A 26,082-nucleotide genomic window follows, 5' to 3' on the forward strand; every position below is an offset into this window, starting at 1 on the left:
TGAGATCCAACGATGGAGCGTTGACATGGCTGTCGCGACCAAAGTGCCCATGACGCCAGATCCCGCCCTGCCAGATCCCGCCTTGATAGTCTTCAATCGCTTCGGCCTTGGAGCCCGGCCGGGTGATCGCGAAAGACTGGCCGGCGACCCTCGCGGTTATCTCAAGGCGGAGCTGCGGCGGCCCGACGTCGCCATGATATCGCTCGACGATCCCGCCCATGCCGACCTCAAGGGGAGCACGCCGGCCATCCAGGCCAGCATGGCGGCAAATCTCCAGCGCAAGCGGGACCGGCAGCGGATGGCGACGGAGCAGCCGCCAGCGGCCACGTCGGCCGCGGCTTCGGTCATGCCTCCACCCGCCGCACCGGTCATGTCGCCGCCCGTCGCCCCGGCCGCGGCCGCGGCCAAACCCGCCGCTGTGCCGCCTGTCGAGGTTATGTTGTTCCGGGCCGAGGCACAGGCGCGCTTCGACAAGGCAATGCAGGCAGAGGCCGGCTTCGTCGAGCGCCTGGTCTATTTCTGGTCGAACCATTTCTGCGTCTCCGTCGCCAAGGACAACATCGTGCGCGCCAGCGCCGGGGCGTTCGAACGGGAGGCCATCCGGCCTTTCGTGCTCGGGCGCTTCGCCGACATGCTCATGGCGGTGGAGCGGCATCCGGCCATGCTGTTCTATCTCGACAACCAGCAGTCGATCGGCCCGGACTCCCGCGCCGGCAAGAACCGCCAGCGCGGCCTCAACGAGAACCTCGCCCGCGAAATCCTGGAACTGCACACGCTCGGTGTCGGCAGCGGCTACAGCCAAGCCGACGTGACCAGCTTCGCGCGCATCCTGACCGGCTGGATGATGGCCGGACGGGAAGGACGGCTGGGCGAACCCGGCAGTTCCGTTTTCAACGCCAATGCGCATGAGCCGGGTGACGCGGTGCTGCTCGGCAAGACCTATCCGGCTGGCGGCATGGGCCAGGCCCAGGCCGCGCTCAATGACATCGCCCGTCATCCGGCGACCGCGCAACACATCGCCACGCAACTTGCCCGCCATTTCATAGCCGACGACCCGCCGGCGGCGGCGGTCGCCCGCCTCGCCAAGGTGTTCACCAGGAGCGACGGCAATCTCAGGGCACTGGCGGCGGCGCTCGTCGACATGCCGGAAGCGTGGTCGACGCCATTGGCCAAGATGCGCTCGCCGTTCGACTATATCGCGGCCATCCGCCGAGCGGCCGGCCCTGGTCCGACGAACGACCCTGGCCAGTCGCTCAACTGGCTCAACGCGCTGGGCGAGCCGCTCTGGCGGCCGCCGGGACCGAACGGCTTTTCCGACCAGGCGGACAGCTGGGCATCGGCGGAAGGCATGAAGACCCGCCTCGACATCGCATGGCAGGCCGCCTGGCAAGTGAAGGACATCGGCAACCCCAACGGCATGCTCGACGCGGTCATCGGTCCCTCCGCCTCGCCCGAAACACGCCAAGCGATCGCCCGCGCCGAGTCCAAACAGCAAGGCCTGGCGCTTCTGCTGATGGCGCCCGAATTCCAGCGACGATAGATCGAACGATAGGTCCGGCGTCGACAACTCCCATGGAGACGAAGTCATGAGCCTGCTGTGCGAAACCCCTCACCCTTCCCGCCGCGCCGTGCTGACGACCGGCGGCGCGCTGTTTGCCTGGTCCTATCTGCCGCGCTTCGCCCGTGCCGCCGACAACCGCGACCCGCGCCTGATCGTCATCGTGCTGCGCGGTGCGCTGGACGGCCTGTCGACCGTCGGTCCGGTCGGCGATCCCGACTATGCCGGCCTGCATGGCGACATCGCCCTGTCGCTCACCGGCCCGCACGCGGCACTGCCGCTCGATGCTTTCTTCGCGGTCAATCCGGCGATGCCGGTGTTTGCGCGGCTGTTCAAGAACAAGCAGGCGGCTGTCGTGCACGCCGCCGCGACCGGCTATCGCGAGCGCTCGCATTTCGATGGCCAGGATGTGCTGGAAAGCGGCTTTGCCGGTCCCGGCCATGTCGCCACCGGCTGGCTCAATCGGGCGCTGGAGAACCTGCCGGCGGGCGACCGCGTGGCGACGCTCGGCGGCCTGGCCGTCGGACCGTCGACGCCGCTGGTGATCCGTGGCGCGGCTCCCGTGCTCGGCTGGGCGCCGCAATCGCTGCCGGCGCCGGCCGGCGACCTCGCGGCGCGCGTTCTCGATCTCTACCAGCATCGCGATCCGGTTCTGGCCGTCGCGCTGCAAAAAGGTCTCGACGCCGATCGCATGGCGCTTGACGACCAGATGGGCGCCAAGACGATGAAGCCGAAAGGCGGCCTCGACAGCGCCGCCGGCATGCGGCAGGCCGCGCAAGGCGCCGCCAGGCTGATCGCCGCCGATGACGGGCCGCGTGTCGCGGCACTCGCCTTCGATGGCTGGGACACGCATGTCAACGAAGGCGGCGCGACCGGCCGCCTCGCCAGCCTGCTCGGCGGCCTCGACGGTGCCTTCGAGGAATTCAAAAAAGGTCTCGGCGAGCGCTGGAAGGATACGGCAATCGTCACCATCACCGAATTCGGCCGCACCGCGCGGGTCAACGGCACGGTCGGCACCGACCACGGCACCGGCACCGTGGTGCTGCTCGCCGGCGGCGCCATCAAGGGCGGCCGCGTCATCGCCGACTGGCCGGGGCTGAAGCCCGCGCAACTTTACCAGCAGCGCGACCTTGCGCCGACCAGCGACGTGAGGGCGGTGCTGAAAGGCCTGCTCGCCGACCAGTTCGGACTTTCGGCCTCGGTGCTCGGCGAGAAAGTGTTTCCGGACTCAGGTGCGGTGAAGCCGATGATGAACCTGATCGCCTGAAGGCTGGCGGCGCCGCGTCTCCTACCGTGGCGCCGTCTCGCTGTCGCCGGCGATCAGGCGGCCTCGACCTTGGCTGCCTGCAAGGCTTCGCCGCGTACCAGCCTGGTTACGCCGACGAAGTCGATCTTGCCCGAGCCAAGCACCGGCACATGCGCCACGACGCGCACTTCAGCCGGCACCATCAGGTCCATGGCGCCGTTTGCCTTGGCGAACGCCAGAAACTCGGCGCGCGTCGCTTTCTCGGCCTCGGTGATGAGAACGAGTTTTTCACCCTTGCGCGGGTCCGGTACGGTCGCGACCGCCGAGAGCGAACCTTTCCACAGCTCGCCCGCCAGAGCTTCCACCGCAGCCAGCGAAATCATCTCGCCGCCGATCTTGGCGAAACGCTTGGCACGGCCGCGAATGCTGACGAAACCGGCATCGTCGATGCTGACGATGTCGCCGGTGTCGTGCCATCCATCTTGCAGCGGTTCGAGCACACCCGGCTTTTCGGCCCTGAGATAGCCCGCCATGACGTTGGGGCCGCGCACGAACAGCCGTCCACCGCCCTCGACGCCGATCACCGGTTCCAGACGATATTCCATGCCGGGCATGATTTTTCCGACCGTGCCCGATTTGTTGTACATCGGCGTGTTGATGGAGATCACCGGCGCCGTCTCGGTAACGCCGTAGCCTTCGAGAATGCGCAGGCCGAACTTCTCCATGTAGGTTTCGCGGGTCGAGGCCTTGACCGGCTCCGCACCGGAAAAGCAATAGCGCACCGAGCGGAAATCATAGGGATGCGCTGTACGCGCATAGCCGCTGAGGAAGGTGTCGGTGCCGAAGATGATTGTCGCATTCGAGGCATAGACCAGTTCCGGCACGATGCGGTAGTGCAGCGGCGACGGGTAGAAATAGACCGGGACGCCGGACACCAGCGGCAGCACCGTGCCCGCCGTCAGGCCGAAGGAATGGAAGATCGGCAGAACGTTGAACACCTTGTCGCCCGAATGGAAATCGATGCGCGAGGCGGCTTGCGCGGCGTTGGCCAGGATGTTGCGGTGGGTGAGCACGACGCCCTTCGGCGTCCCTTCGGAGCCCGAGGTGAACAGGATCACGGCCGGGTCGGTGGCCTTGCGGGCAACCTTGGGCGTACTTTTGCGCAGCAGGCCGAGCAGCTTGTCCTTGAGGCCGATGGTCGCGCGCAAATCATCGAGCCAGACAATGTTGAGCGAGCGGCCGATCTCCTCGACGATCGCGCCAAGCTTGGCCTGTTCGACAAAGGCCCGCGAGGTCAGAATGGTGGTTACCTGCGCCGCCTTGCAAGCGGACAGGATGTTGGCGGCACCGGCGGTGAAGTTGATCATCGCGGGGACCTTGCCGGCGGAGATGACGCCGAGCAGCGCGGCACAGGCGCCATTGGCGTTGGGCAGCATGATGCCGAGCGTGTCCTGTCCGGCATAGAGCGTCTCGAACTTCTCGCCGAGCACGGCGACAGCCGTGAGCAGCTTGCCGTAGCTCAGCGAACCGGCGACCGGATCCTGCACGGCAAGTTGCTTCATGCCGCGCTCGGTCGCCGTCTCGATGATCCTTTCGAGCACGGTCTTGTCGATATGCTGGGTGCGGAAGACGAGGTCGGACATCACCTGGTAGAGCGCGGCGCCGGCGGCGGCGCGCCGCTTGCGTCCCTTCAGCTCGTCGTCGACCTTGAGCCTGACCGGCGGCAGTATGGTCACCTTGACCTTCGGGAACAGGCGGCGGCGCACGTGCTGTGCCGTCAGCCGTGAGAAGGGGCTTTTCTCCAGCCCCTCGATGCGGATCGGCACCACCATCGAGCCGGTCTTGTCGGCCACCATGGCGGCACCGTCATAGACCTTCATCAGCCCGCCCGTGACGGTGATGCGGCCCTCGGGGAAGATGACCAGCGGGTCGCCGTTCTGCACGATCTTGATCAGCGTGCGTGTCGACATCGGCTTGGACGGATTGAGCGGCAGCGCGCGGGTCAGCTTTAAAAACGGCTTCATCCACCAGGCCTGCGCAATGGTGTAGTCGATGGCGAAGACCGGCTCCTCATTGGTCAGCGTCAGAGCCAGCGGTCCATCGAGGAAGCTGACATGGTTCAGTGCTAGGATGGGTGCCGGGCCCGCGGCCTTGAGATTGTCCAGGCCTTCGACTTCCAGCCGATGGAAGGCGCGGAAAAGAATGGAGACAAAATCGCGGAAGGCATTGGTCGGCAGGTATTTCAGCATCAGCCAGGCGGCGACGGCATTGGCCAGGGCGAGGCCGAACAGGATGCCTCCCGTCGAGACGCCGGCTGCCTGGATGATGGCGACGAGCAAGCCGCCGACGGTCATGAAGCCGGCGTTGACGATACTGACCGCGGCGACGACCCGGGCGCGGCGCGCCTCCGGCGACCAGGCCTGCACGGCGGCAAAGGTCGGCACTACAAGGAAGGCGCTGGAAATGGCCATGCCGGCGAGGTCGATCGCAACACGGATCGTGTTTGGCCCGGCGAAGAAGAGGCCAAGGGTTTCGGATCTGGGCGAAGGCTGCATGCTCCAGATGGTCCATGCGAGCTCGAGGCCGAACAGCGCCAGCAGCGCCGTGCCGACCGGTGCGGGCAAGAGCACGATGCGTCCCTGCGACATCCACGCGGCGATTGCCGAGCCAATGGCGATCGAGATAGCGAACACCGCGAGATAGGCGGTGACCGCGATCTCGCCACCGCCGAGCTGATCCTTGACCAGCGTCGGCAGGATCGAAAGCACAATGGCGCCGATCAGCCAGAACCAGGACGTCATCAGGCCGGCGCGCCAGATCCGTGAGTCCGTGCGCAATTCGCTGACCTGGCGCCAGGTCGAGCGAAAGACATTCCTGTCGATGACGAGGTCGGGCGCCGCGGACCCGGTTGAAGGGATGTAGCAGCTGACGAACCAGCAGCCGACGGCGAGGATCATCATGATCGGCCCGAAGACCGAGACGCCGATGCCATCGGCCGAGACCACGCCCCCGGCGATGGTGCCGCCGAGGATGGCGGCGAAAGTCGCCGACTCGATCCAGGCGTTGGCGCCCGGCAATTCCTTGCGTTCGAGGTGATCGGGCAGGATGCCGTATTTGATCGGCCCGAACAGCGCCGAGATGATGCCGAACATCAACAGCGCGGTCATCAGCACGGGGATGGAGGACAGCGCGATGCCGACGACCGCCACGGCAGCGGCGCCGATCTCGGCAAATTTCAGCCGGCGTGCGATGAGCGCCTTGTCAAAGCGATCGGCGATCTCGCCGCCCAGCGCCGACAGGAGCAGGAATGGAGCCATGAACACGGCGCCGGCCAAAGTGACCAGCGAGGCCGCCTGATCGGCGGCCAGTGTGAAGAGGATCAGGAACACCAGCGTGTTCTTGAGGAAATTGTCGTTGAAGGCGGACAGGAACTGCGTCCAGAAAAGTGGCGCGAAGCGCCGCGAAAGCATGAGATGCGTGTTCATGGCGATTTCCATTTGGCGGAACCCTTCGACAGTGTGCCGATAGGCCCTGCGGGTTGCAGGCGCTGTTCAGTTTCAGTGATAGTCCTGAGCTGTTAAACTTCCTTGCTGCGCTGTTGCCCATCCGCGGCTTTCGGCCGCTGCGAAATGAACGTCGTTCACAATCGCACTCTATCACGCTTTGAACATCGTTCAAGAGGAAAAATGAACAGCGTTCACCAAACCGGTTGATGGTCCGAATGTCGAAACCAGCCCTCGCAGGACCGAGGGCGCCACGGGGTGACCCTCCGAGGCTTCGAGCATACCAACGGGGCCGGTGCCCCGGTGAAGTCTGTCGGGACGTGCCGGCTCAGTTGCCCGTTGCCGGACCCAAGGTCGCCACGGTCTTCAGCGCGCCGTCGAGCATGTCGCCCTTCTCGTCCTTCAGCGCCGCCTCGCGCAGGCGGCGGATCCAGTCGGCGGCGTCGTCCCTGCCCTCGAGCAGATCAAGCGCCGACAGCACGCGGTCGAATTTCGAGTGGGCGCGCACATGCGTGTCGCTGTAGCCCTTGATCAGCCGGCGGCAATTGAGGATTTCGACGGCAAGCGCGTAATCCGCCGGCACGTAACCAAGCGCGAGCGTGTACCATTGGTCAAGATGCGCGGTCTCGACCTTGTGGCGCAGCAGGCGGCGGCGCCAGCGGCGCAGGCCGCCGATGAACCACAAAGCGGCGAAGCCGGCAAAGCTGTCGGTGCGGATGCGGCGGCCCCGGTTGATGCGGCGGTCGAGGAAGGCTGCCAATTTCGGCCGGTCCTCGATGTAGCTGCCCAGCCTCGCCGGCAGCGTGCCGCAGAACTCCTCGATGCGCGGATGGAAGTACTCGGTCACTTGCAGGACCGAACCATCCTTGACGCCAACCTCCTTGCGCACCCGCCTGTCGCGGGTCGAGCGCGTCTTCAGATCGGCGACGCGGATCATGTCGTCATAACACATGGCGTTGGCCAGATGCTTGGCGGCCGCGATTGACAGCGCATGGGTTGGATCCACGCCGTCAATCACGACGGCCTTGTCCAGCCGGTCGAGATATTCGCGCCCATAGGCGATGTCCTGATAGTCGACGACCTTTCTCAGGCCCCTGAGCGCCATGTCGCGCACCGCCACCGGCAGCAGGTCGATGCGAGCGGCGAGCGCCTGCCATCCCTGCAGCAGGTTTCGCGGGCCACTCACATGTCCCGCACCCAGGGCAGGTTCGACAATCGCCGGCTCCACCGGTTTCGCCGTCGGCGCCGCCGTGCCGCGCGCACGGTCATACGCGGCCGCGAAGGCGGCGAGGCTGGCCTTGACGCCACGGCCGCCGGTGCCAATCGCCTGCTCGTAGTTTTCACGGGTAAACGGCAGCGCGTCGGAGCCGGCCAGCGCGCCAAGCAGGCTGGCCGAGATCATCGAGCCGTTGTCGGCGGCGATCTTTTCCATGTCGAATGCGATGAAGCGCTTCGATGCGGCCTCGGCCGTGGCGTGGACTTTGGACGACGAAGCGCGGCCATCACCCGGTTCGATCTTTTCCGACACGGCGGCGATGCGGTGCGAGGAAGCGATCAGCGTCGTGCGGTTGGGGGTGACGAAGCCCCTGATGATGGCTCGGCCGGCTTCCATCAATTCGGCGGCGATCAGGATATCGACATCGCCCTGCGAGGGCGACAGCGCGAAGACCGGCAGGCGGCCGGTGTCGCGGGCCATTTCGATATAGTAGATGGTGGCGCCGGTGCGCTGCGCGACGCCGGCGACCGAGGTCGATTGCGCGACAAAGCCATTGCGCTCGGCGACGTCGGTGATCCAGTCGGCGAGCACGCCGCCGCCCTGGCCGCCGACGGCCAGAACGGCGAGCTTGATCACCGGCTCATCGGCAGCACCGGACCGGGGGCGCGAGGAAGGAACGGGATCAAGCATCGGCGAATATCAGGCGCCGGCCTTCGCGCCGCCTCTGCAGGAAACCGATCGTCGCGCGGCGCGCCGTCTCCAGGAAACGGTCCCAGCGGCTTGGATTGTGCACGACGTCGGCACGGTAGAAGGACGGGCACAGCACCGCGGCATCGGCGACCTCGCCGCAATTGCCGCAGCCGACGCAGTTCTGGTCGATCGACGCGACCGGATCGTCGCGCAACGGATCGTCGAGCGACTTGACCGACAGCGATGGGCAGCCGGAGAGCCGCATGCAAGCATGGTCGCCGGTGCAGATGTCCTCGTCGACGCCAAATTTCGGCTTGACGACACGCTCGCCGCCTTTGATCGCCTTGTCGACCAGCGGCTTTTCGCGGCGCTGGCGATTGAGCATGCATTCCGACGAAGCGACGATGACTTTTGGCCCCTTCTCGTCCGTCGTCAGCGCCTCGCGCAGCGTGTCCTGCATCTTGCCGACATCGTAGGTGCGGTCGACATGGCGCAGCCATTTTACGCCCATGCCTTTCACCGCCTCGGTGATCGGATGCTTGGTCGACTTGGTCTTGTTGCCCGCGCGCGACGACAGGATGTCCTGCCCGCCAGTGGCGGCCGAGTAAAAATTATCGACGATGACGATGACGCCATCATTCTTGTTGAACACCGCATTGCCGATCGAGGAGGTCAGGCCGTTGTGCCAGAAACCGCCGTCGCCGACGAAGGAGATAGAGCGGCGCTTGGCATCGGGCGCGTTGAACGCCGAGGCCGAGGCTGGTCCGAGTCCGTAGCCCATGGTGGTGGCACCGAGTTCGAAGGGCGGCATGATCGAGAACAGATGGCAGCCGATGTCAGAAGCGATGTGATGTTTGCCGAGCTCCTGCTCGACCAGCTTGGTCGCGGCGAAGATCGGCCGCTCCGGGCAACCGATGCAGAAACCGGGCGGTCGTCCTGGAACGACATTGATCAGGTCCGCCGTGTCGACGCCGTCGCCGACCTTGTTGGGTGCGCGCACTTCGCCCGGCAGCAGATGCGGGGCCTCGGCGCGCAGGAAGGCGCCGATACCGTCGAGCATGACCTGGCCGGTATATTCCCCAGCCATCGGCAGGTGCTCCTTGCCGACCAGCCTGGTGCCGCGCCCGGCCTTGTGCAGCATCGCGGCAAAAGCCTGCTCGATATAATTGGGCTGGCCCTCCTCGACGACGAGCACCGCCTGCTTGCCTTCGCAGAAGACGAGGAATTCGTCGTCGATCAGGGGATAGACGGCGTTCAGCACGTAGAGCGGCACGTCGGTCTCGCCATAGGTGTCGGCAAGGCCGAGCCGCTGCAGCGCACGAATGACTGAATTGTACATGCCGCCCTGCATGACGATGCCGACGGAGCCATGGTCCGAGCCGAAGAACTCGTTGATCTTGTTCCTGGCGATGAAATCCACCGCCGCCGGCCAGCGCTTTTGCACTTTCTCCTTTTCGTGCAGGAAGGAGGCGGGCGGCAGAACGATACGGCCGGTGTCGCGGCGCGGTGCTTCGAGCGCATCGGCGACCGTCATCGGCGGACGCTTGTTGTCCTTGGCGATGAAATGGCCATGCACGTGGCAGCAGCGGATGCGCACCTGCAGCATGACCGGCGTGTTGGAGATTTCCGACAGTTCGAAGCCATCCTCCACCGCCTTGACGATGGACGGCAGGTTGGGACGGGGATCGAGCAGCCAGACCTGGCTCTTCATGGCGAAGGCATGGCTGCGCTCCTGCATGATCGAGGAGCCCTCGCCATAATCCTCGCCGACGATGATCAGCGCTCCGCCGGTGACGCCGCCGGAAGCGAGGTTGGCCAGTGCGTCTGAAGCCACATTGGTGCCGACGGTCGACTTGAACGTCGCCGCGCCCCGGATCGGGTAATGCACCGAAGCGGCGAGCATGGCGGTGGCGGTGGCTTCCGAGGCGCTGGCCTCGAAATGCACGCCGAGTTCGCCCAGAATGTCCTGCGCGTCGGCCAGCACGTCCATCAGATGGCTGATCGGCGCGCCCTGGTAGCCGCCGACATAGCCGACGCCGCACTGCAGCAGCGCCTTGGTGATGGCGAGGATGCCCTCGCCGGCGAATTCCTCGCCGGCGCCAAGCCTCAGTTTTTCGACTTCCTTGGCAAAAGACCGTTCGGCCATGTCTGCCTCCTTCCGTTGCCGCCGACAGCTGGCGGCGCCTAGATGTCGTGCTTGCGAATGTTTTTGAGCATCTTCAAAAGCGTTGCGATGAGTGCTGCATATTCGGCGTCGTCGATATCGTCGAACATCGCCTCGAAGGCGTCATGCATGGCCGGCCAGGCGCGGGTGAACTCGGCGCGGCCGTCGTCGGTCAGGAACACGTGGCGGATGCGGCTGTCGGTGACGCCTTGCTCGCGCCGCACGAAGCCCTGGCCCTCCAGCGTGTCGAGCGTGCGGCTCAGGGTAGACTGCTCGATGACCGTATAGACCGAGAGGTCATTGACGGTGACGCCATCGGTGACCGACAGCACCGCCAGCGTGCGCACCTGCGAAATGGTCAGGCCCTGCTTGCGGAAATCGTCGCGCAAGGTGGCGTTGTAGCGGCCCATGATGCGGTTCATCAGATAGGGCGCGAATTGCTGCAGGCCGATCTGGCCGAGGGTGGAAATGCGCTGGCGTTTTTCGACGACCTTCTGTTCCATCACAGCCTCCCTGCCAGCAGGAAGCCGGAGCCACCGCCGAGGCCCGCACCGGGATGGGTCGAGGCGCCGATATGGTAGAGGCCCTTGACGCCGGTCTGATGGTTGCGGCTGGTCTTGAACGGCCGCCACAGGAACGACTGGTCGACAACAGAGGAGCCGCCGTAAGGGTCGCCGCCGACCAGGTTGATGTTCATCGCCTCGAGATCGGCCGGCGAATAGGCGCGGCGCGCGATCACGCTGTCCTTGAAGCCGTCGATATGGCCGGCGAGTATCGCTTCAGCGCGATCGGCATAGGCCTCGCGCAGCGCCTCGGTCCATTGTCCGTCGGCAGGCGCATCGAGCTTGCCGGCGGCGTCGCCCTTGATGTGGCGGGGCGCCTCGGGGAGTTGCAGCCACAAGATCGCCTGGCCCTCCGGACAGCGTGATGGGTCGAGCGCGTGCGGCTGGCCGACGCAGATGGTCGGCACCTCCGGCAGCATGCCGCGCGCCGCCTCGTTGCAGGCTTTCGAAACGCCATCCAGTCCGGGCGTCAGATGCAGCAGCGCCACCTTGTCGAGGCCCTCACCGCGCCAGGACGGCGGCTTGGTCAGCGCGTAATGGATCTGGAAATTGCCCTTGCCATAGCGGTATTTCCGCGTCGCTTCGACGTCGTCCTTCGAAGCGTCCTTGCCGAGCAGACGGCCGTAAAGCTGCGTCGGCGTGACCGAGCAGATGACGCTCTTGTTCGCCGTGATCGTTTCGCCCGACGCCAGCCGCACACCGGCTGCGCGGCCACCCGCCTGGACGACCGAAGCGACGTCGGCGCCGGTGCGGATGTCGCCGCCGCGTTCCCTGATCAGCGCTTCGAAGGCGGCAAGCAGGTTCTTCGCCCCGCCCTTGACGATCGGCGCACCGGCAGCCTCCAGCGCGAAGGCGATCACCTTGGCGATCTGGCCGGAAAACGCATCTTCCGGGCCAAGCCCGGCATGCAGCACCCAGGGCGCCCAGAGCGCCCTGACGGTCTCGGACCGATAGCTGCTCTCCAGCCAGCCGCGCGCCGGCACCAGCGCTTCGCCAAGAAAGGCGGCTAGGCCACGCGGACCACGCCGCCAGGTATCGCCGGCCAGCAGCTTCGCCGTCGGGTATGACCAAAGCGCGCCGCCGAGCAGACCGAACAGCAGGCCGGCATTGCGCTCAATGCCGCCGACATCTTCCGCATGCCGGTCACCGTCGCCGGCCGCGATCGCGTTCAGCGCAGCGACATTGGCGGCGCGGCCGGTGCTGAGCACGGCATGGCTGCCGTCCGGCATGAGCACGCCGGTCGGCGTGCCGGTGTGGCAGAACTCCAGCCCGTGCCGGGCGAGGTCGCCGCCCAATGCTGCAAAGGCCGGCGAGGTGATGAACAGCACGAAGGTGGTCGCCATCACGTCATGGACGAAGCCCGGCGCGGTGATCTCCTCGGTGCGCATGCAACCGCCGATACGGCCGTTGCGCTCCAGCACGAGCACCTTGGCGCCCTTGCCGCCGAGCATTGCGGCGCAGACCAGCGCGTTGATGCCGCTGCCGACGATGATGTGATCGGGGGCGGTCATCGAGGGGCGCTCCCCCGCTTTGGTGGATGATGTTCAATTGCGCGCGGTAGCGTTCCTTGGCGTAGAGCGGCAACCCCACGAGGTCGCCGCGCCCACTTCGTCATCGCGGTACCGTTTGCAGCCATGATCTTCTCCCGAAGACCGCCTCGCTCTATTTCCCCGGCACCAGCGCCAGCGCGCGGATCGGGCTGCCGGTGCCGTGCTCGATCTTGAGCGGCGCCGCGATCAGGATGGCGCCTTTCGGCGGCAGCTGGTCGAGGTTGCAGAGGCTGGCGAGGCCATAGCGGTTGGCCTTGTGCATCAGCGTGTGCGCCGGGAATGGCGGCTCCATGCCGCCGGCCTTGCCGGCATCGGTGCCGATCGTCTCCGAGCCCCAGCCCTTGATGTCCTTGCCGATCAGGAACTGGATGGCTTCCGCCGTCGGGCCGGGTGTGTGCGGGCCGGTCTCGTTGGCGTTGAGGAACTCGGCTTCCGAGCCGTTGCGCTTGTACCAGTCGGTGCGCATCACCACCCACTCGCCGGCATTGATCGCTCCATGCTTGGCCTCCCAGGCCTTGATGTGGTCGACGGTGAGCAGGAAATCGTGATCGGCGGCGGCCTCTTTCGAACAGTCGATGACATTCACCGGCCCGATGAAATTCTGCGCCGGAATGGTATCGGTGGCGCCGTCCGGATAATCCTTGCCGCTGATCCAATGCTGTGGCGCGTCGAAATGCGTGCCGGAATGCTCGCCGAGCTTCAGCCAGTTCCACGCCCACCATGGACCGTTCTTGTCATAGCGAGAGATCGAGTGGATCTCGACCTTCGGCGTGTCGACGGCAAGCTCCGGCGGCAGCTTGATCAGCGGTGTGTCGGGCCCGAGCGGCGCCGTCAGGTCGACCACCTTGATGGCGCCGGAAAGAAGCTGGCCGGCAACTTCGCCGAGGAGTTTCTGGGTATCCATGGTCTCTGTTCCCTCTTGTCTGACATGATCAAGGCTCGTCTCGGCCCTTAATATCCTACTAGACGAAAACATATGCATCTGCAATTATCTTTAAGCATAAAGGAAATGGGAACGGGGCGTGAGCGAGTTCGACGCCATCTTTGTCGGGGCGGGCCACAACACTCTGGCATGCGCCGCGCATCTGGCGCTCAAGGGCTGGAAAACCGGGGCTTTCGAGCGTAGCGTAACAATCGGCGGAGCCGTCCAGACCCGCGAATTCACGCTTCCGGGCTTCCGCCACGATTTCGGCGCGATGAATCTGAGCCTGTTCGCCGGCTCCCCCTTCCACCGGAAATATGCAAATGAATTGAAAGCGCAGGGGCTGGAATTCGCGCCTGTCGCCGACTGTTTCGCCAGCGCCTTTCCGGATGGTCGCTGGTTCGGGGTCAGCAACGACCTGGAAAAGACCGCCAGCCGCATGGCGGCCTTCTCAGCCGCCGATGCCGCGACGTGGCGAGGGCTGGTTGCTGGCTTCCCCGCCGAAGCCGAGCATTTGTTCAAGCTGCTGGGCTCGCCGATGAGCGCCCGGGCGCTTGCAAGCACCGCCTGGAACCTGTGGCGCAAAAAAGGTGTTTCCGGCGCGCTCGACACCGGCCGGCTGTTGCTGTCGTCGCCGCGTGCCTGGCTGGAGGAAAATTTCGAGTCTCCACACATCAGGGCGACGCTCGCCACCTGGGGCATGCATCTCGACTTCGCGCCCGACATCGCCGGCGGCGCGGTGTTCCCCTATCTGGAATCGATGGCCAACCAGAGTTTTGGCATGGTGCTGGGCAAGGGTGGCGCCGACACGATCATCCGCGCGCTGGCCGGCATTGTCACATCGGCCGGCGGCAGGATCGTCACCGGCGCCGATGTCGCCGAGATAACCGTCTCCGGTGGCAAGGCGACCGGTGTGCGGCTTGCTTCCGGCGAGACGCATACGGCCACCAAGGCGGTGATTGCCGGCGTCACGCCCAAGGCGCTGGCCGGCAAGTTGCTGCCGGTCGGTTCGGGCGACGCCGGCTTCGACATGGCGATGCAAAAATTCCGCCATGCGCCGGGCACGATGATGATCCACCTGGCGCTGGACGACCTGCCGGACTGGCGCGCCGGGGCAGAGCTTCGACAGTTCGCCTATGTGCATCTGGCGCCATCGCTCGAGCAGATGTCGCGCACCTATCAGCAGGCGATGGCGGGCGTGCTGCCGGACGAGCCGGTGCTGGTCGTCGGCCAGCCGACGGCGGTCGATCCGTCGCGCGCGCCTCAAGGCAAACATGTTCTGTGGGTGCAGGTGCGCATGCTGCCGGCGGAAATCCTCGGCGATGCCGCCGGCAAGATCGCGCCCGCGCATTGGGATCAGGTCAAGGATCGCTATGCTGAGCGCGTGCTCGACATCATCGAAACCTACGCACCTGGGCTGCGTGCGAAGATCCTCGGCCGCGCCGTGTTTTCGCCCATCGACCTCGAGCGCGAGAACCCGAACCTCGTCGGCGGGGACCAGGTTTGCGGCAGCCATCACCTGGCGCAGAACTTCCTGTTTCGCCCGGCACGCGGCTACGCCGGCTGGAACACGCCGGTGGTCAATCTGCATCTCACCGGTGCCGCCACATGGCCCGGCGCCGGCACGGGTGCCGCCTCGGGCTTCATGCTCGCGCAACAGCTTGGCGGGAGGTAGGCCAGACGAATTCATGAAGGCGACGAGAGGCAAGCGCTGCTGCCGACGAAGCCCGAACCAATGACCGGACGAAGCCGCGCGAAAGACAAACCAACAAGGGGAACGACCATGACAATCAACAGACGCGAATTACTGGGATACAGTGCCGCGGCACTTGGCGTGGCCGCTGTCGGCCTGCCCAAGATGGCCAATGCCGCCGCCGGCGAACTGACCATCGCCTATAATGTCAACCTGCCGTCCTGGGACCCGACCACCGGACCGTCGGCCGTCAACCCGACCATCCAGGGCCTCTACCAGTCGGTGTTCGACCAGTTCATCCCGCAGAAGCCGGACCTGTCCTTCGCGCCGGGCCTGCTCACCGAATGGGGCTGGAACGAGGACCGCACCAAGATCATGATGACGGTGCGCGAGGGTGTAACCTGGCATGACGGCTCGCCGTTCACGCCCGAGGACGTGGTCTGGTCGTTGCAGCGGGCGGGCGATGAAAAGACCGGCAACCCGATCCAGTTCGTGTGGAAGAACGTCAACAATTTCAAGATCGACGGCAACAAGATCACGGGCGATGTCGTGCAGTTCGACCCGGTCTATTTCAAATGGATGTCGTTCCTCACCGGCTACATTATGCCGAAGGCCTATTACGAGAAGGTCGGTGCCGAAGGTTTCGAGAAGGCTCCGATCGGAACCGGCCCCTACATGGTCGAGAAGTTCGAACGCAACGCCTTCCTGCGGCTCAAGGCCAATCCGAAATACTGGGGCGGCAAGCCGGCATTCGAGAACGTGACGATCAAATTCGTCACCGACGCGGCGAGCCGTGTCGCCGAGATCGAATCCGGTTCCTCGCAGGTGACGCTCGAAATCCCCTATGAAGAGTACGACCGGCTGATCGCCAAGGACGGGCTTGCCGGGTCGATCAAGAATGTTTCCGATATCGGCATGATCTTCTTCAACGACATCGAAGCGATGCTGGACAAGAACGTGCGCCAGGCAGCCGTCATGGCGGTCGACAAGGAGCTTCTGGTCAAGCGGCTGCTGCGCGGCTACGGCCAGCCGCTCGCCACGCTGGAAACGCCGGAATACGCGGCCTACGATGCCTCGATCAAGGTCGAGCACAATCCGGAAAAGGCCAAGGAGCTGCTGGCGGCTTCAGGCTATTCGCCGGAAAAGCCGGTCAAGTTCACCATCCAGACGACCAAGGGCTTCAAGCCCAAGGACTATGAGATGATCCAGGCGATCGTCGGCATGTGGCGCAAGGTCGGCATCGAGGCGACGATCGAGGTCTACGAGATCGCCAAGCACTACGAACTGCGCGCCGCCGACAAGCTCGCGCCGGCGGCCTTCTACAATTGGGGCAACGCCATTGGCGACCCGACCACGTCGACCGGCTTTGCCATGTATGGGCCGAGCCCGCATTCGGTCTGGGACAGCCAGGACCTGATCGACATGATCAACCCGCTGTGGGGAGAGAAGGACGAGGCCAAGCGCATCGCCGGGTGGAAGGCGGTCGATAAATACATCGCCGAGCAGGCCTACGTGCTGCCGCTTATGCAGTATGCGCAACCGATCGTGCATGCGAAGGGCGTCAAGGTGGTGCAGCATATTTCCGGCGCGCTGCTGCCGGCCCTGATGACCCCGGCCTGATATCAGCCTGGGCTTGCCGCGCGCCGTCCATAGCGACGGCGCGCATTTCTACACGCATATGAGCCTGCGGGCTCCTGCAAAGATTTACATGCTCCTGCAACGATTCCTGATCCGTCTGCTGACGATGCTGATCACGCTGTTCGGCGTGGCCGTCGTCGTATTCGTGGTCATCCGCGTCGCGCCCGGCGATCCGATCGCCATGATGTTGCCGCCCGGCGCCACCAATGACGACATCGCCCGTCTGCGTGCGCTCTATGGGCTCGACAAGACGATCGTGCAGCAGTTCTTCATCTGGCTGTCCGGTGTCGCCAGGGGCGATTTCGGCACCTCGATCTCGCTCCGGCAGGACGTGCTTGGCCTCGTCTTCAGCCGGCTGCCGGCTACGCTGGAGCTTGCCATCGTCGCGCTCATCATGGCAGTGGCGATCGGCGGCACGACGGCGATCCTGGGCGCGCGCGAACGCGGCACGGCGGTCGAGGCTGGCATCGACATCGCCAGCGGGGCAGCACTTTCCATCCCCGATTTTCTCTGGGGCCTGGTGCTGATCCTGCTGTTCGGCGTGCTGGTGCCGATCTTCGACATTTCCGGCCGCGTGTCGCCGCAGCTAGACCTGCCCTTCGTCACCCAGTTCTACTTCTTCGAGAGCCTGCTTCGGCTGCGCTTCGACCTCACCTGGGACCTGCTGAAACACATGCTGATGCCAGCCGTGGCGCTGGCGCTGCCGCTCGCGGCCATCATCGCGCAGCTACTGAAGCAGTCGCTGAAGGAAGTGCTCGACCTCGACTATGTCGTGCTGGCGCGGGTCAAGGGGTTTTCGGAAACGCAGGTCATCTTGCGCGAGGCGCTGAAGAACGCCGCCTTGCCGACACTGACGCTCATCGGCGTGCAGTTCACCTTCCTCATCGGCGGCACCGTCATCGTCGAGCGGCTGTTCTCCTATGAGGGCCTCGGCAACATGGCGATCGACGCCGTCATCAACCGCGACCTGCCGCTGATCCAGGGCATCGTGCTGGTCTTCGCGCTGCTGTTCGTGCTGATCAATCTCGCGGTGGACATGATGTACGCGCTGCTCAATCCGAGGCTGCGCCATGGATGAGGCACGCATCATCAGGCACGGATCGAGCCCGAGGCTGTGGCTCGCCGGCGGTTGGCTGCTGCTGGCGCTGCTGGCCGCGATCTTGGCGCCGCTGGTGGCGCCGCAGGATCCGCTGGCGCAGGATTTGATGCTGGAGCGTCTGCCGCCCTTCTGGCTCGATGGCGCCGAGCCCGGCTATTGGCTGGGCACCGACAGTCTCGGCCGCGACCTGCTCTCCCGGCTGATTTTCGGCGGCCGCATCGCCTTCATCGTTGCTTTCGCGGCGGCCATCGCCGCCTGCGTGGTCGGCTCCACATTAGGGCTGGTCGCGGGCTATTTCGGCGGCTGGGCGGACCGCATCATCTCGCGCATCGTCGACATCTGGATGGCCTTCCCGCCGGTGCTGTTCGCCATCCTCCTGGTCGCCGTGCTCGGCACCGGCTTGAGCTCCGTCATCCTCGCCATTGCCATCATCGACTGGACGCGTTTTTGCCGGGTCATTCGCGCCGAGGCGATGGGCCAGTCACGCATGGACTATGTCGAGAATGCCCGTATCGCCGGCTATGGCCGCTTCGGCATCATGCTGCGCGAAGTGCTGCCCAATGTGGTGCCGTCGATCGTGGCGCTGCTGTCACTGGAGATGGGCATCGCCGTCATCGTCGAGGCGATCCTGTCCTTCGTCAACCTGTCGATCTCAACCGACGATCCGACCTGGGGCGGCATCATCGCCGAGGGCCGGCTGTCGATCCATCAGGCCTGGTGGGTGCTGGTCTTCCCGCTGATCACGCTGATCCTCACCGTGCTCTCTTTCAGCCAGTTCGGCGAAGCGCTGAAGACGCGTTTCGACCCGGTGCTGCGATGAGCGCCTGTCTAGACATCGCCAACCTCAGCGCCGTGCTGGCCAACGGCCAGCGCGTGCTGCGCTCGGTATCGCTCTCGGTACAACCCGGTGAAGTGCGCGCGCTTGTCGGCGAAAGCGGCGCCGGCAAGACGATGATCGGCAAGGCGGTGCTTGGCGTGTTGCCATCGAGCGTGCGCATCGTCGAAGGCGATATGAGACTCGAGGGCGAAGACCTCGGCAAACTCCCGCCAAAAGCGCGGCGCATGCTGATCGGCGCGCGCACGGCGCTGATCCCGCAGGATCCGCTGACCGCGCTCAACCCCTCGCGCCGCATCGGCCCCCAGATGACCGACCGTCTGGTGCGCATTCTCGGCTGGAGCGGAGACAAGGCCGATCGGCGTATCCGGCAGTTGCTTGATGAGGTGCAGATCCGCGACCCCGACCGCGTGCTGAAGAGCTATCCGCACGAATTGTCCGGCGGCATGCGCCAGCGCGTGCTGATTGCCGCCGCCTTCGCAGCCGAGCCACGCCTGATCGTCGCCGACGAGCCGACCACGGCCCTCGACGTCACCGTGCAGAAGCAGATCCTGCGGCTCATCGCTGCGTTGCAGCGCGAACATGGCACCGCGATCCTGTTCGTCACCCACGATCTCGGCGTCGTCGCAAAGATCAGCCAGAAAGTCTCGGTGCTCTATGCCGGCAAGGTGGTGGAAGAGGCAGAGACCGCGGCGCTTTTCGCGGCACCTCGGCATCCGTACACCCGAGCGCTGATGGCGGCGACGCCGCGCTATACCGATCCATATGCTTCGCTGAAGCCGGTGGACGAGGCGGTACTGGCCGGGCTCGCCGCCGAGATTGCTGCCGCCGACCAGGCCTGGAGGCGGCCGCATGGCTGAGCCGCTGTTCTCCGTGCGCGGGCTGAAGGTCGCCTTGCCCGACATGACGCGCAAGCCGCTCATCGGCCGCGCACCGCTGGCCGAAATTCTCAGAGGTTTCGACTTCGATCTGTCGAGAGGTTCGGTGACCGGCATCGTCGGCGAATCCGGATCCGGCAAATCGACGCTTGGCCGTGCGCTGGTGCGGCTGCTGGAGCCGAGCGCCGGCGAGATCCGTTTCGAAGGCCGCGACATCACCCATCTGCCGGAAGCGGAACTGCGGCCACTGCGCCGCGACCTGCAGATGATCTTCCAGGATCCGATGTCGTCGCTCAATCCGCGCCGCACCATCGCCAGCATCATCGCCGCGCCGCTCAAGCAAAATGGACTTGGCGACAATCTCAGGGATCGCGTCGCCGAGGCGCTGCAGCGGGTTGGGTTGCCGCAAAGCTTCGCCAGCCGCTACCGGCACGAACTGTCGGGCGGCCAACGCCAGCGCGTCGGCATTGCCCGCGCGCTGGCGCTGTCGCCGAAATTCGTGCTGGCCGACGAGATCGTCTCCGGCCTCGACGTCTCGACGCAGGCCCAGATCCTCACCCTTCTGGAGAGACTGGCGGCGGAGATGGGGCTGACGGTCGCCTTTATCAGTCACGATCTGTCGGTCATCCGGCGGCTGTGCCGGCAGGTCATCGTCATGCGCGAAGGTAGGATCGTCGAAGCGAGCGCGACGGACGCTCTATTCCAGAATCCCCGACAGAACTACACGCGCGACCTGATTTCGGCGATCCCGCTGCCCGAAATCGACGAGGGCTGGCTGGACATTCCTTCCGCTGCCAAGGCTCAGACATGAATGCATACGCACGCCGAAAGCGGGCTCGGACGTGCGGCTGGCTAATGACAAAGCCCCGCCAATGGAGGAGAAACTGACATGAAGATGATAATCCGAAATGCAACGCTCGCGGCCGCTATTCTCGGCAGCGCAGGCATGGCCGCAGCGAGCTCGATTCCCGGCATGCGCGGGCACGACCACACCGGCATCACGGTTCCCGACATGAAGCAGGCGGTCGACTTCTTTACCGACGTGGTCGGCTGCAAGAAGGCGATGTCGTTCGGCCCGTTCGCCGACGACAAGGGCACCTTCATGCAGGATGTGCTGGGCGTCGATCCCAAGGCTGTCATCGAGCAGATCACCATGGTCCGCTGCGGCACGGGATCGAACATCGAACTGTTCAAATACACAGCACCCGACCAGAAGGACGTGATGCCGAAGAACAGCGACATTGGCGGTTTTCACATCGCCTTCTATGTCGACGACGTCGCGGCGGCGAAAGCCTATCTCGACGCCAACGGCGTCAAGACCAGATTGGGGCCGCTGCCGGTCAAGGAAGGACCCGCCGCCGGCCAGACCATCCTCTATTTCCAGGCGCCCTGGGGATTGCAACTGGAGGCGATCAGCTATCCCGACGGCATGGCGTACGAGAAGGGTGCCGAGACCGTGCTGTGGAGCCCGAAGAATCCGGAGAAATGATCTCTCGCGGCGCGCTTGCGGGATGTCCCGGCAAGCGCGTCACCCACGCGCGCATAATCATTTCGATATAAAACTTTAAGCTTGAAATATCTTACCTCCGGCGCGATACTGAGGCATAGCAAGCGAAGAGGAGATCGCACAGATGAAGGTTGCGGTTCTCGGCGGCGGACCAGCCGGCCTCTACTTTGCCATTTCGATGAAGCTGAGGGACGCCGCGCACGACGTGACGGTTTTCGAGCGCAACCGCGCCGACGACACGTTCGGCTGGGGCGTGGTCCTGTCGGCCGAGACGCTCGACAACCTTGCTGAGAATGATCCGGTCAGTGCCGTCTGGATCAAGAAGCATTTTGCCTATTGGGACGACATCGCTGTCATCCATGACGGCGTGCGCACGGTCTCGTCGGGGCACGGCTTCTGCGGCATCGGCCGCAAGCGGCTGCTGGTCCTCTTGCAGCGCCGCGCGCGCGAACTCGGCGTCAAGCTGATGTTCGAAACCGACATCGCCGATCCCCGCCCCTATATGGAGACGCATGACCTGGTCGTCGCCGCCGACGGACTGAACTCAAGGGCGCGCAACACGTTCGTCGATATCTTCAAACCCGACATCGACACACGCAAATGCAAATTCGTCTGGCTCGGCACCAACCAGAAATTCGACGACGCCTTCACCTTCATCTTCGAGAAGACCGAGCATGGCTGGGTGTGGGCGCACGCCTACCAGTTCGACAGCGAGACCGCGACCTTCATCGTCGAATGCAGCGAACAGACCTGGGCCGCCTTCGGCTTCGGCGCGATGTCGCAGCAGGAGTCCATCGCGGTGTGCGAGCGCATCTTTGCCAAGCATCTTGGCGGCCACGCGCTGATGACCAACGCCAACCATATCCGTGGCTCGGCCTGGATCAACTTCCCGCGCGTGCTGTGCGAGCGCTGGTCCTACAAGAATCTGGCGCTGATGGGCGACGCGGCGGCCTCGGCGCATTTCTCGATCGGCTCCGGCACCAAACTGGCGCTGGAAAGCGCGGTGGCGCTGGCCGATTATGTCGAGACCGAACCGGACCTCGAGGCCGCCTTCCGTAAATATGAGGACGCCCGCCGCACCGAGGTGCTGAAGCTGCAGTCGGCGGCGCGCAATTCGCTGGAATGGTTCGAGGAGGTCGAGCGCTATCTCGGCCTCGATCCGGTGCAGTTCAACTATTCGCTTTTGACCCGCTCGCAACGCATCAGCCACGAGAATCTGCGGCTGCGCGATGCCGAATGGCTGGGCGGCGCCGAAGAATGGTTCCAGCGCCAGGCGGGTGCCGGTGGCAACAGGCTGCGCCGGGCGCCGATGTTCGCGCCGTTCAAGCTGCGCGACATGCGGCTGCTAAACCGCGTCGTTGTCTCGCCGATGGCGCAGTACAAGGCTGTCGACGGGTGCCCGACGGACTGGCATTTCACCCACTATGCCGAGCGTGCCAAGGGCGGCGCCGGGCTCATCTATATCGAGATGACTTGCGTCAGTCCGGAAGGGCGCATCACGCCCGGCTGCCCGGGCTTCTACGCGCCTGAACATGAGGCGGCTTGGAAACGGCTGGTCGGCTTCGTCCATACCGAGACCGAAGCGAAGATCTGCGCGCAGATCGGCCATTCCGGCGCCAAGGGTTCGACCCGGCTCGGCTGGGAAGGAACAGACGTACCGCTGGCATCAGGCAACTGGCCAGTCATGGCGGCATCCGCCGTGGCGTGGTCGCCGCAGAATCAGGTGCCGAAGGCGATGGACCGCGCCGACATGGACAGAGTGCGCGACGAGTTCGTGGCTTCGGCGCAGATGGCCGATCGCTGCGGCTTCGACATGTTGGAGATCCACGCCGCCCATGGCTATCTCCTGTCGTCCTTCATCACGCCGGTCACCAACCGCCGCACGGACGCCTATGGCGGTTCGCTGGAAAACCGCATGCGCTATCCCCTCGAGGTTTTCCACGCGGTGCGCGCCGCCTGGCCGGCGCACAAGCCGATCTCGATGCGTATTTCTGCCAATGACTGGGTCGGCATCGAAGGCGTGACACCCGCCGACGCGGTCGAGATCGCGCGGCTGTTGCATGAGGCCGGCGTCGACATTTGCGACGTCTCGGCAGGACAAACTTCGGTGCTGGCAAAGCCGGTCTATGGCCGCATGTTCCAGACGCCGTTTTCCGACCGCATCCGCAACGAAGTCGGCATGGCGACGATGGCGGTCGGCAACATCTACGAGCCGGACCATGTCAATTCGATCCTGATGGCCGGCCGCGCCGACCTTGTGGCACTGGCGAGGCCGCATCTCGCCGATCCGTACTGGACATTGCACGCGGCCGTCACGCTCGGCGACCGCGGAGTCAAATGGCCGGATCCCTATCTGCCCGGCCGCGACCAGCTCTACCGGCTGGCCGAGCGCGATGCGGCGGCGGGGCTGAAAGTATGAGTATTTTTCGTTCGCCACGCTGCCCCTCATCCGCCTGCCGGCACCTTCCCGCAGCATGCAGGGGGGCGTCGCGCATGCATGGTCTTGCACTGCGCTGGTCGACCCCCACTCCGTCTCGGCTTCGCCGATCCACCTCTCCCCCGATCGACGGGGGAGAGGAACGGCGCGACCCCTCTGCCGCCGATGCTCGTCTCATGAGGCTCCCTTCCTTTCCCTCCGGAGGGGGGAAAGGTGGCGTTGCGAAGCAACGACGGATTGGGGGAACCACCTGGCAACCAAGCATCGGGCCAATCGCCAGTCCCAGAATGTCTGTGCATGTCATGGCTTCGATCTGGCGCAAGAGGCAGCGCCGACCTTCGAGGATTGCCACATGATTGCGGGCAAGCACGCACTGGTCACCGGCGGCGGCTCCGGCGTCGGCCGGGCGATCGCCCTGGCGCTGGCCGGCGCCGGCATCGACGTCACCATTTGCGGCCGCCGCGAAGCGGAACTGGCCAAGGTGGCCGGCGAGAATAAACGTATCTTCGGCATCTCCGCCGATGTCACCAACGAGGTGGCCATGGCGGCGCTCTACGCGCAGGCCGAAGCCGCGCGCGGGCCGTTCGATATCGTCATTGCCAATGCCGGCATGGCCGGCAGCACGCCGGCGCACAAGATCCCGCTGGCCGACTGGCAGCGGACGCTCGACGTCCATCTGACCGGCGCCTTCCTGACGGTGAAACCGGCGCTGGCCGGCATGGCCGCGCGCAAGGCGGGCCGCATCATCTTCATCGCCTCCACGGCAGGTCTGAAAGGCTACGCCTATGTCGCGCCCTACGTCGCGGCCAAGCATGGCGTCGTCGGCCTGATGCGGGCGCTGGCCGCCGAGACGGCGAAATCCGGTGTCACCGTCAACGCCGTGTGCCCAGGCTTCGTCGAGACCGACATGCTGGAGGAGTCCATCCAGCGCATCGTCGAAAAGACCGGCCGCTCGGCAGAACAGGCGCGGGCCAGTCTTGCCTCGACCAATCCGCAAGGCCGTTTCATCCAGCCCCGGGAAATTGCCGAAGCCGTGCTTTGGCTGTGTGGCAACGCGGCGCAATCGATCACCGGACAGGCGATTTCGATCTCGGGAGGTGAAACATGGTAGCCGGCCCCCTGCCCCTGCCATCGGGACCCGGCAAGGACCGGCTGCGCCTGTGGATCAGGCTGCTGCGCGCGTCGCGCACGATCGAGGCCGAACTGCGCGAGCGCCTGAAGAAGGAATTCGACACGACGTTGCCGCGTTTCGACGTCATGGCAGCACTTTACCGCGCGCCGGAAGGCATGCTGATGAGCGACCTGTCGCGCTTCCTGCTGGTGTCCAACGGCAATGTCACCGGTATTGTCGACCGGCTGGTTTCGGAAGGGCTGGTGGCGCGCGCGCGCCGCAATGGCGACCGCCGCACCTCGATGGTTCGGCTGACCGAGGAAGGTACGAAGTCCTTTGCCACCATCGCCGCCGCGCATGAGGGCTGGATCGGCGAATTGCTGGGCAAGGTCAGCGAGGAGGATGCGCGCCGGCTGACCGGCATGCTGACCTCGTTCCGCAGCAACTGGGAGGGACGCGAATGACCGCAATGGCCGGCCTCAAGCCGAAGCATTTCCTGTGGGAGGTCGAGGGCAGGATCGCCAAGGTCCGGCTCGACCGGCCGGAGCGCAAGAACCCGCTGACCTTCGACAGCTATGCCGAGCTGCGCGACACGTTCCGCGATCTCGTCTATGCCGACGACGTCGACGCCGTGGTGTTCCTCTCCAATGGCGGCAATTTCTGCTCCGGCGGCGATGTCCACGACATCATCGGCCCGCTGGTCAAGATGGACATTAAGCAGCTCTTGGCCTTCACCCGCATGACTGGCGATTTCGTCAAGGCGATGCTGAATTGCGGCAAGCCGATCATCGCCGCGGTCGACGGCGTGGCGGTCGGCGCCGGCGCCATCATCGCGATGAGTTCGGATATCCGCATCGCCACGCCGGAAGCCAAGACGGCGTTCCTGTTTACCCGCGTCGGCCTAGCCGGCTGCGACATGGGCGCCTGCGCGATCCTGCCGCGCATCATCGGCCAAGGCCGCGCCGCCGAACTGCTCTACACCGGCCGAACCATGACAGCGACGGAAGGCGAGCGCTGGGGGTTCTATAACAGGCTTGTCGAGGCGGCTTCCCTAGAAGCCGACGCGCTCGACATGGCCGCCCGCATCGTCTCCGGCCCGACCTTCGCCCACGGCATCACCAAGACGCAGCTCAACCAGGAATGGTCGATGGGCCTCGACCAGGCGATCGAGGCGGAAGCACAGGCGCAGGCGATCTGCATGCAGACGCGCGATTTCGAACGGGCGTATCGGGCTTTCGTGGCCAAGGAAAAGCCGGTGTTCGAGGGGAATTGAGGATGGCTTGTTGCCTAGGCACCCCCCTCTGGCCTGCCGGCCATCTCCCCCGCAAGGGGGGAGATCAGATGTCACTCTGGCTTTCGCCAATTACCAGCTCTGAGGAAGGGGCGGCATCGGTGAAACCGCTAATCTCCCCCCTTGCGGGGGAGATGGCCGGCAGGCCAGAGGGGGGTGTGACGGAACGAGGCGTAACGGG

General features: G+C 65.1%; 19 protein-coding genes. 13 read left to right on the top strand and 6 right to left on the bottom strand.

Going from position 1 to position 26,082, the window contains the following annotated elements:
• Positions 1–25 precede the first annotated feature (25 nt).
• Together FJ543_RS27705 and FJ543_RS27710 are read left to right on the top strand one after the other, a co-directional pair.
• Positions 26–1,540 (top strand): DUF1800 family protein, encoded by a 1,515-nt coding sequence (locus FJ543_RS27705; protein ID WP_140878345.1) that lies wholly within the window; start codon positions 26–28, stop codon positions 1,538–1,540.
• A gap of 46 nt (positions 1,541–1,586) precedes the next feature.
• Positions 1,587–2,825 carry a DUF1501 domain-containing protein gene (locus tag FJ543_RS27710; RefSeq protein WP_140787056.1) on the top strand — a complete coding sequence of 413 codons (1,239 nt, stop codon included), beginning with the start codon at positions 1,587–1,589 and terminating at the stop codon, positions 2,823–2,825.
• Positions 2,826–2,878: 53 nt separating this feature from the next.
• Here FJ543_RS27710 and FJ543_RS27715 read toward each other — a convergent pair whose 3' ends face one another.
• The 6 genes from FJ543_RS27715 to FJ543_RS27740 form a co-directional block, all read right to left on the bottom strand.
• Complete coding sequence (locus tag FJ543_RS27715) at positions 2,879–6,289, bottom strand: acyl-[ACP]--phospholipid O-acyltransferase (protein ID WP_140878347.1); 3,411 nt, start codon at positions 6,287–6,289, stop codon at positions 2,879–2,881.
• 346 nt (positions 6,290–6,635) lie between these two features.
• On the bottom strand, positions 6,636–8,213 hold the full coding sequence (locus tag FJ543_RS27720; protein WP_140878349.1) for an indolepyruvate oxidoreductase subunit beta family protein: 1,578 nt from the start codon (positions 8,211–8,213) through the stop codon (positions 6,636–6,638).
• A complete protein-coding gene (locus FJ543_RS27725) occupies positions 8,206–10,359 on the bottom strand; it encodes an indolepyruvate ferredoxin oxidoreductase subunit alpha (RefSeq protein ID WP_140878351.1) in 2,154 nt (717 codons plus the stop codon). Before FJ543_RS27725 ends, FJ543_RS27720 begins: the two co-directional genes overlap by 8 nt.
• Positions 10,360–10,397: 38 nt before the next feature.
• Entirely contained in the window at positions 10,398–10,880 is a 483-nt protein-coding gene (locus FJ543_RS27730) for a MarR family transcriptional regulator (protein WP_015314077.1), read from the bottom strand.
• Positions 10,880–12,451, bottom strand: a complete 1,572-nt coding sequence (locus FJ543_RS27735; RefSeq protein WP_140878353.1) for an NAD(P)/FAD-dependent oxidoreductase — start codon at positions 12,449–12,451, stop codon at positions 10,880–10,882. The genes FJ543_RS27730 and FJ543_RS27735 overlap by 1 nt, the downstream gene beginning before the upstream one ends.
• Positions 12,452–12,602: 151 nt before the next feature.
• Entirely contained in the window at positions 12,603–13,394 is a 792-nt protein-coding gene (locus tag FJ543_RS27740; protein ID WP_140660600.1) for a cyclase family protein, read from the bottom strand.
• Positions 13,395–13,512: 118 nt separating this feature from the next.
• Here FJ543_RS27740 and FJ543_RS27745 point away from each other — a divergent pair, with 118 nt between their 5' ends.
• The 11 genes from FJ543_RS27745 to FJ543_RS27795 all read left to right on the top strand — a co-directional run bounded on the left by FJ543_RS27745 (position 13,513) and on the right by FJ543_RS27795 (position 25,883).
• Positions 13,513–15,087: an NAD(P)/FAD-dependent oxidoreductase gene (locus FJ543_RS27745; RefSeq protein WP_140878355.1), complete on the top strand. Its 1,575-nt coding sequence runs from the start codon at positions 13,513–13,515 to the stop codon at positions 15,085–15,087.
• Between the two features lie 108 nt (positions 15,088–15,195).
• Positions 15,196–16,725 carry an ABC transporter substrate-binding protein gene (locus tag FJ543_RS27750; RefSeq protein ID WP_140878357.1) on the top strand — a complete coding sequence of 510 codons (1,530 nt, stop codon included), beginning with the start codon at positions 15,196–15,198 and terminating at the stop codon, positions 16,723–16,725.
• 88 nt (positions 16,726–16,813) lie between these two features.
• Positions 16,814–17,821, top strand: a complete 1,008-nt coding sequence (locus FJ543_RS27755; RefSeq protein ID WP_140660597.1) for an ABC transporter permease — start codon at positions 16,814–16,816, stop codon at positions 17,819–17,821.
• The gene (locus FJ543_RS27760) at positions 17,814–18,662 is read left to right on the top strand and encodes an ABC transporter permease (RefSeq protein ID WP_140614831.1); all 849 of its coding nucleotides are present in this window, start codon (positions 17,814–17,816) and stop codon (positions 18,660–18,662) included. Before FJ543_RS27755 ends, FJ543_RS27760 begins: the two co-directional genes overlap by 8 nt.
• Complete coding sequence (locus FJ543_RS27765; protein ID WP_140878359.1) at positions 18,659–19,537, top strand: ABC transporter ATP-binding protein; 879 nt, start codon at positions 18,659–18,661, stop codon at positions 19,535–19,537. The genes FJ543_RS27760 and FJ543_RS27765 overlap by 4 nt, the downstream gene beginning before the upstream one ends.
• Positions 19,530–20,366, top strand: coding sequence for an ATP-binding cassette domain-containing protein (locus FJ543_RS27770; protein WP_140878361.1), 837 nt, complete (start codon positions 19,530–19,532; stop codon positions 20,364–20,366). Before FJ543_RS27765 ends, FJ543_RS27770 begins: the two co-directional genes overlap by 8 nt.
• A 78-nt stretch (positions 20,367–20,444) precedes the next feature.
• The gene (locus tag FJ543_RS27775; protein WP_140878363.1) at positions 20,445–21,044 is read left to right on the top strand and encodes a VOC family protein; all 600 of its coding nucleotides are present in this window, start codon (positions 20,445–20,447) and stop codon (positions 21,042–21,044) included.
• 142 nt (positions 21,045–21,186) lie between these two features.
• Complete coding sequence (locus FJ543_RS27780) at positions 21,187–23,481, top strand: bifunctional salicylyl-CoA 5-hydroxylase/oxidoreductase (RefSeq protein ID WP_140878365.1); 2,295 nt, start codon at positions 21,187–21,189, stop codon at positions 23,479–23,481.
• A 370-nt stretch (positions 23,482–23,851) separates the two neighbouring features.
• The gene (locus FJ543_RS27785; RefSeq protein WP_140878367.1) at positions 23,852–24,610 is read left to right on the top strand and encodes an SDR family NAD(P)-dependent oxidoreductase; all 759 of its coding nucleotides are present in this window, start codon (positions 23,852–23,854) and stop codon (positions 24,608–24,610) included.
• The gene (locus FJ543_RS27790; protein ID WP_140660590.1) at positions 24,604–25,074 is read left to right on the top strand and encodes a MarR family transcriptional regulator; all 471 of its coding nucleotides are present in this window, start codon (positions 24,604–24,606) and stop codon (positions 25,072–25,074) included. The genes FJ543_RS27785 and FJ543_RS27790 overlap by 7 nt, the downstream gene beginning before the upstream one ends.
• The gene (locus FJ543_RS27795; RefSeq protein ID WP_140878369.1) at positions 25,071–25,883 is read left to right on the top strand and encodes an enoyl-CoA hydratase family protein; all 813 of its coding nucleotides are present in this window, start codon (positions 25,071–25,073) and stop codon (positions 25,881–25,883) included. Before FJ543_RS27790 ends, FJ543_RS27795 begins: the two co-directional genes overlap by 4 nt.
• The last annotated feature ends 199 nt before the right edge of the window (positions 25,884–26,082 follow it).

The organism is Mesorhizobium sp. B2-5-7 (assembly GCF_006440875.1).
GTDB classification, from domain to species: domain Bacteria; phylum Pseudomonadota; class Alphaproteobacteria; order Rhizobiales; family Rhizobiaceae; genus Mesorhizobium; species Mesorhizobium australicum.

Bases quoted from the DNA above. Each gene is read 5' to 3' on its own strand.
- FJ543_RS27710 (WP_140787056.1), top strand. From the start codon at position 1,587: ATGAGCCTGCTGTGCGAAACCCCTCACCCTTCCCGCCGCGCCGTGCTG.
- FJ543_RS27770 (WP_140878361.1), top strand. From the start codon at position 19,530: ATGGCTGAGCCGCTGTTCTCCGTGCGCGGGCTGAAGGTCGCCTTGCCC.
- FJ543_RS27785 (WP_140878367.1), top strand. From the start codon at position 23,852: ATGATTGCGGGCAAGCACGCACTGGTCACCGGCGGCGGCTCCGGCGTC.
- FJ543_RS27720 (WP_140878349.1), bottom strand. From the start codon at position 8,213: ATGCTTGATCCCGTTCCTTCCTCGCGCCCCCGGTCCGGTGCTGCCGAT.
- FJ543_RS27725 (WP_140878351.1), bottom strand. From the start codon at position 10,359: ATGGCCGAACGGTCTTTTGCCAAGGAAGTCGAAAAACTGAGGCTTGGC.
- FJ543_RS27740 (WP_140660600.1), bottom strand. From the start codon at position 13,394: ATGGATACCCAGAAACTCCTCGGCGAAGTTGCCGGCCAGCTTCTTTCC.
- FJ543_RS27705 (WP_140878345.1), top strand. From the start codon at position 26: ATGGCTGTCGCGACCAAAGTGCCCATGACGCCAGATCCCGCCCTGCCA.
- FJ543_RS27775 (WP_140878363.1), top strand. From the start codon at position 20,445: ATGAAGATGATAATCCGAAATGCAACGCTCGCGGCCGCTATTCTCGGC.
- FJ543_RS27765 (WP_140878359.1), top strand. From the start codon at position 18,659: ATGAGCGCCTGTCTAGACATCGCCAACCTCAGCGCCGTGCTGGCCAAC.
- FJ543_RS27780 (WP_140878365.1), top strand. From the start codon at position 21,187: ATGAAGGTTGCGGTTCTCGGCGGCGGACCAGCCGGCCTCTACTTTGCC.
- FJ543_RS27790 (WP_140660590.1), top strand. From the start codon at position 24,604: ATGGTAGCCGGCCCCCTGCCCCTGCCATCGGGACCCGGCAAGGACCGG.
- FJ543_RS27760 (WP_140614831.1), top strand. From the start codon at position 17,814: ATGGATGAGGCACGCATCATCAGGCACGGATCGAGCCCGAGGCTGTGG.
- FJ543_RS27755 (WP_140660597.1), top strand. From the start codon at position 16,814: ATGCTCCTGCAACGATTCCTGATCCGTCTGCTGACGATGCTGATCACG.
- FJ543_RS27715 (WP_140878347.1), bottom strand. From the start codon at position 6,289: ATGAACACGCATCTCATGCTTTCGCGGCGCTTCGCGCCACTTTTCTGG.
- FJ543_RS27750 (WP_140878357.1), top strand. From the start codon at position 15,196: ATGACAATCAACAGACGCGAATTACTGGGATACAGTGCCGCGGCACTT.
- FJ543_RS27735 (WP_140878353.1), bottom strand. From the start codon at position 12,451: ATGACCGCCCCCGATCACATCATCGTCGGCAGCGGCATCAACGCGCTG.
- FJ543_RS27795 (WP_140878369.1), top strand. From the start codon at position 25,071: ATGACCGCAATGGCCGGCCTCAAGCCGAAGCATTTCCTGTGGGAGGTC.
- FJ543_RS27730 (WP_015314077.1), bottom strand. From the start codon at position 10,880: ATGGAACAGAAGGTCGTCGAAAAACGCCAGCGCATTTCCACCCTCGGC.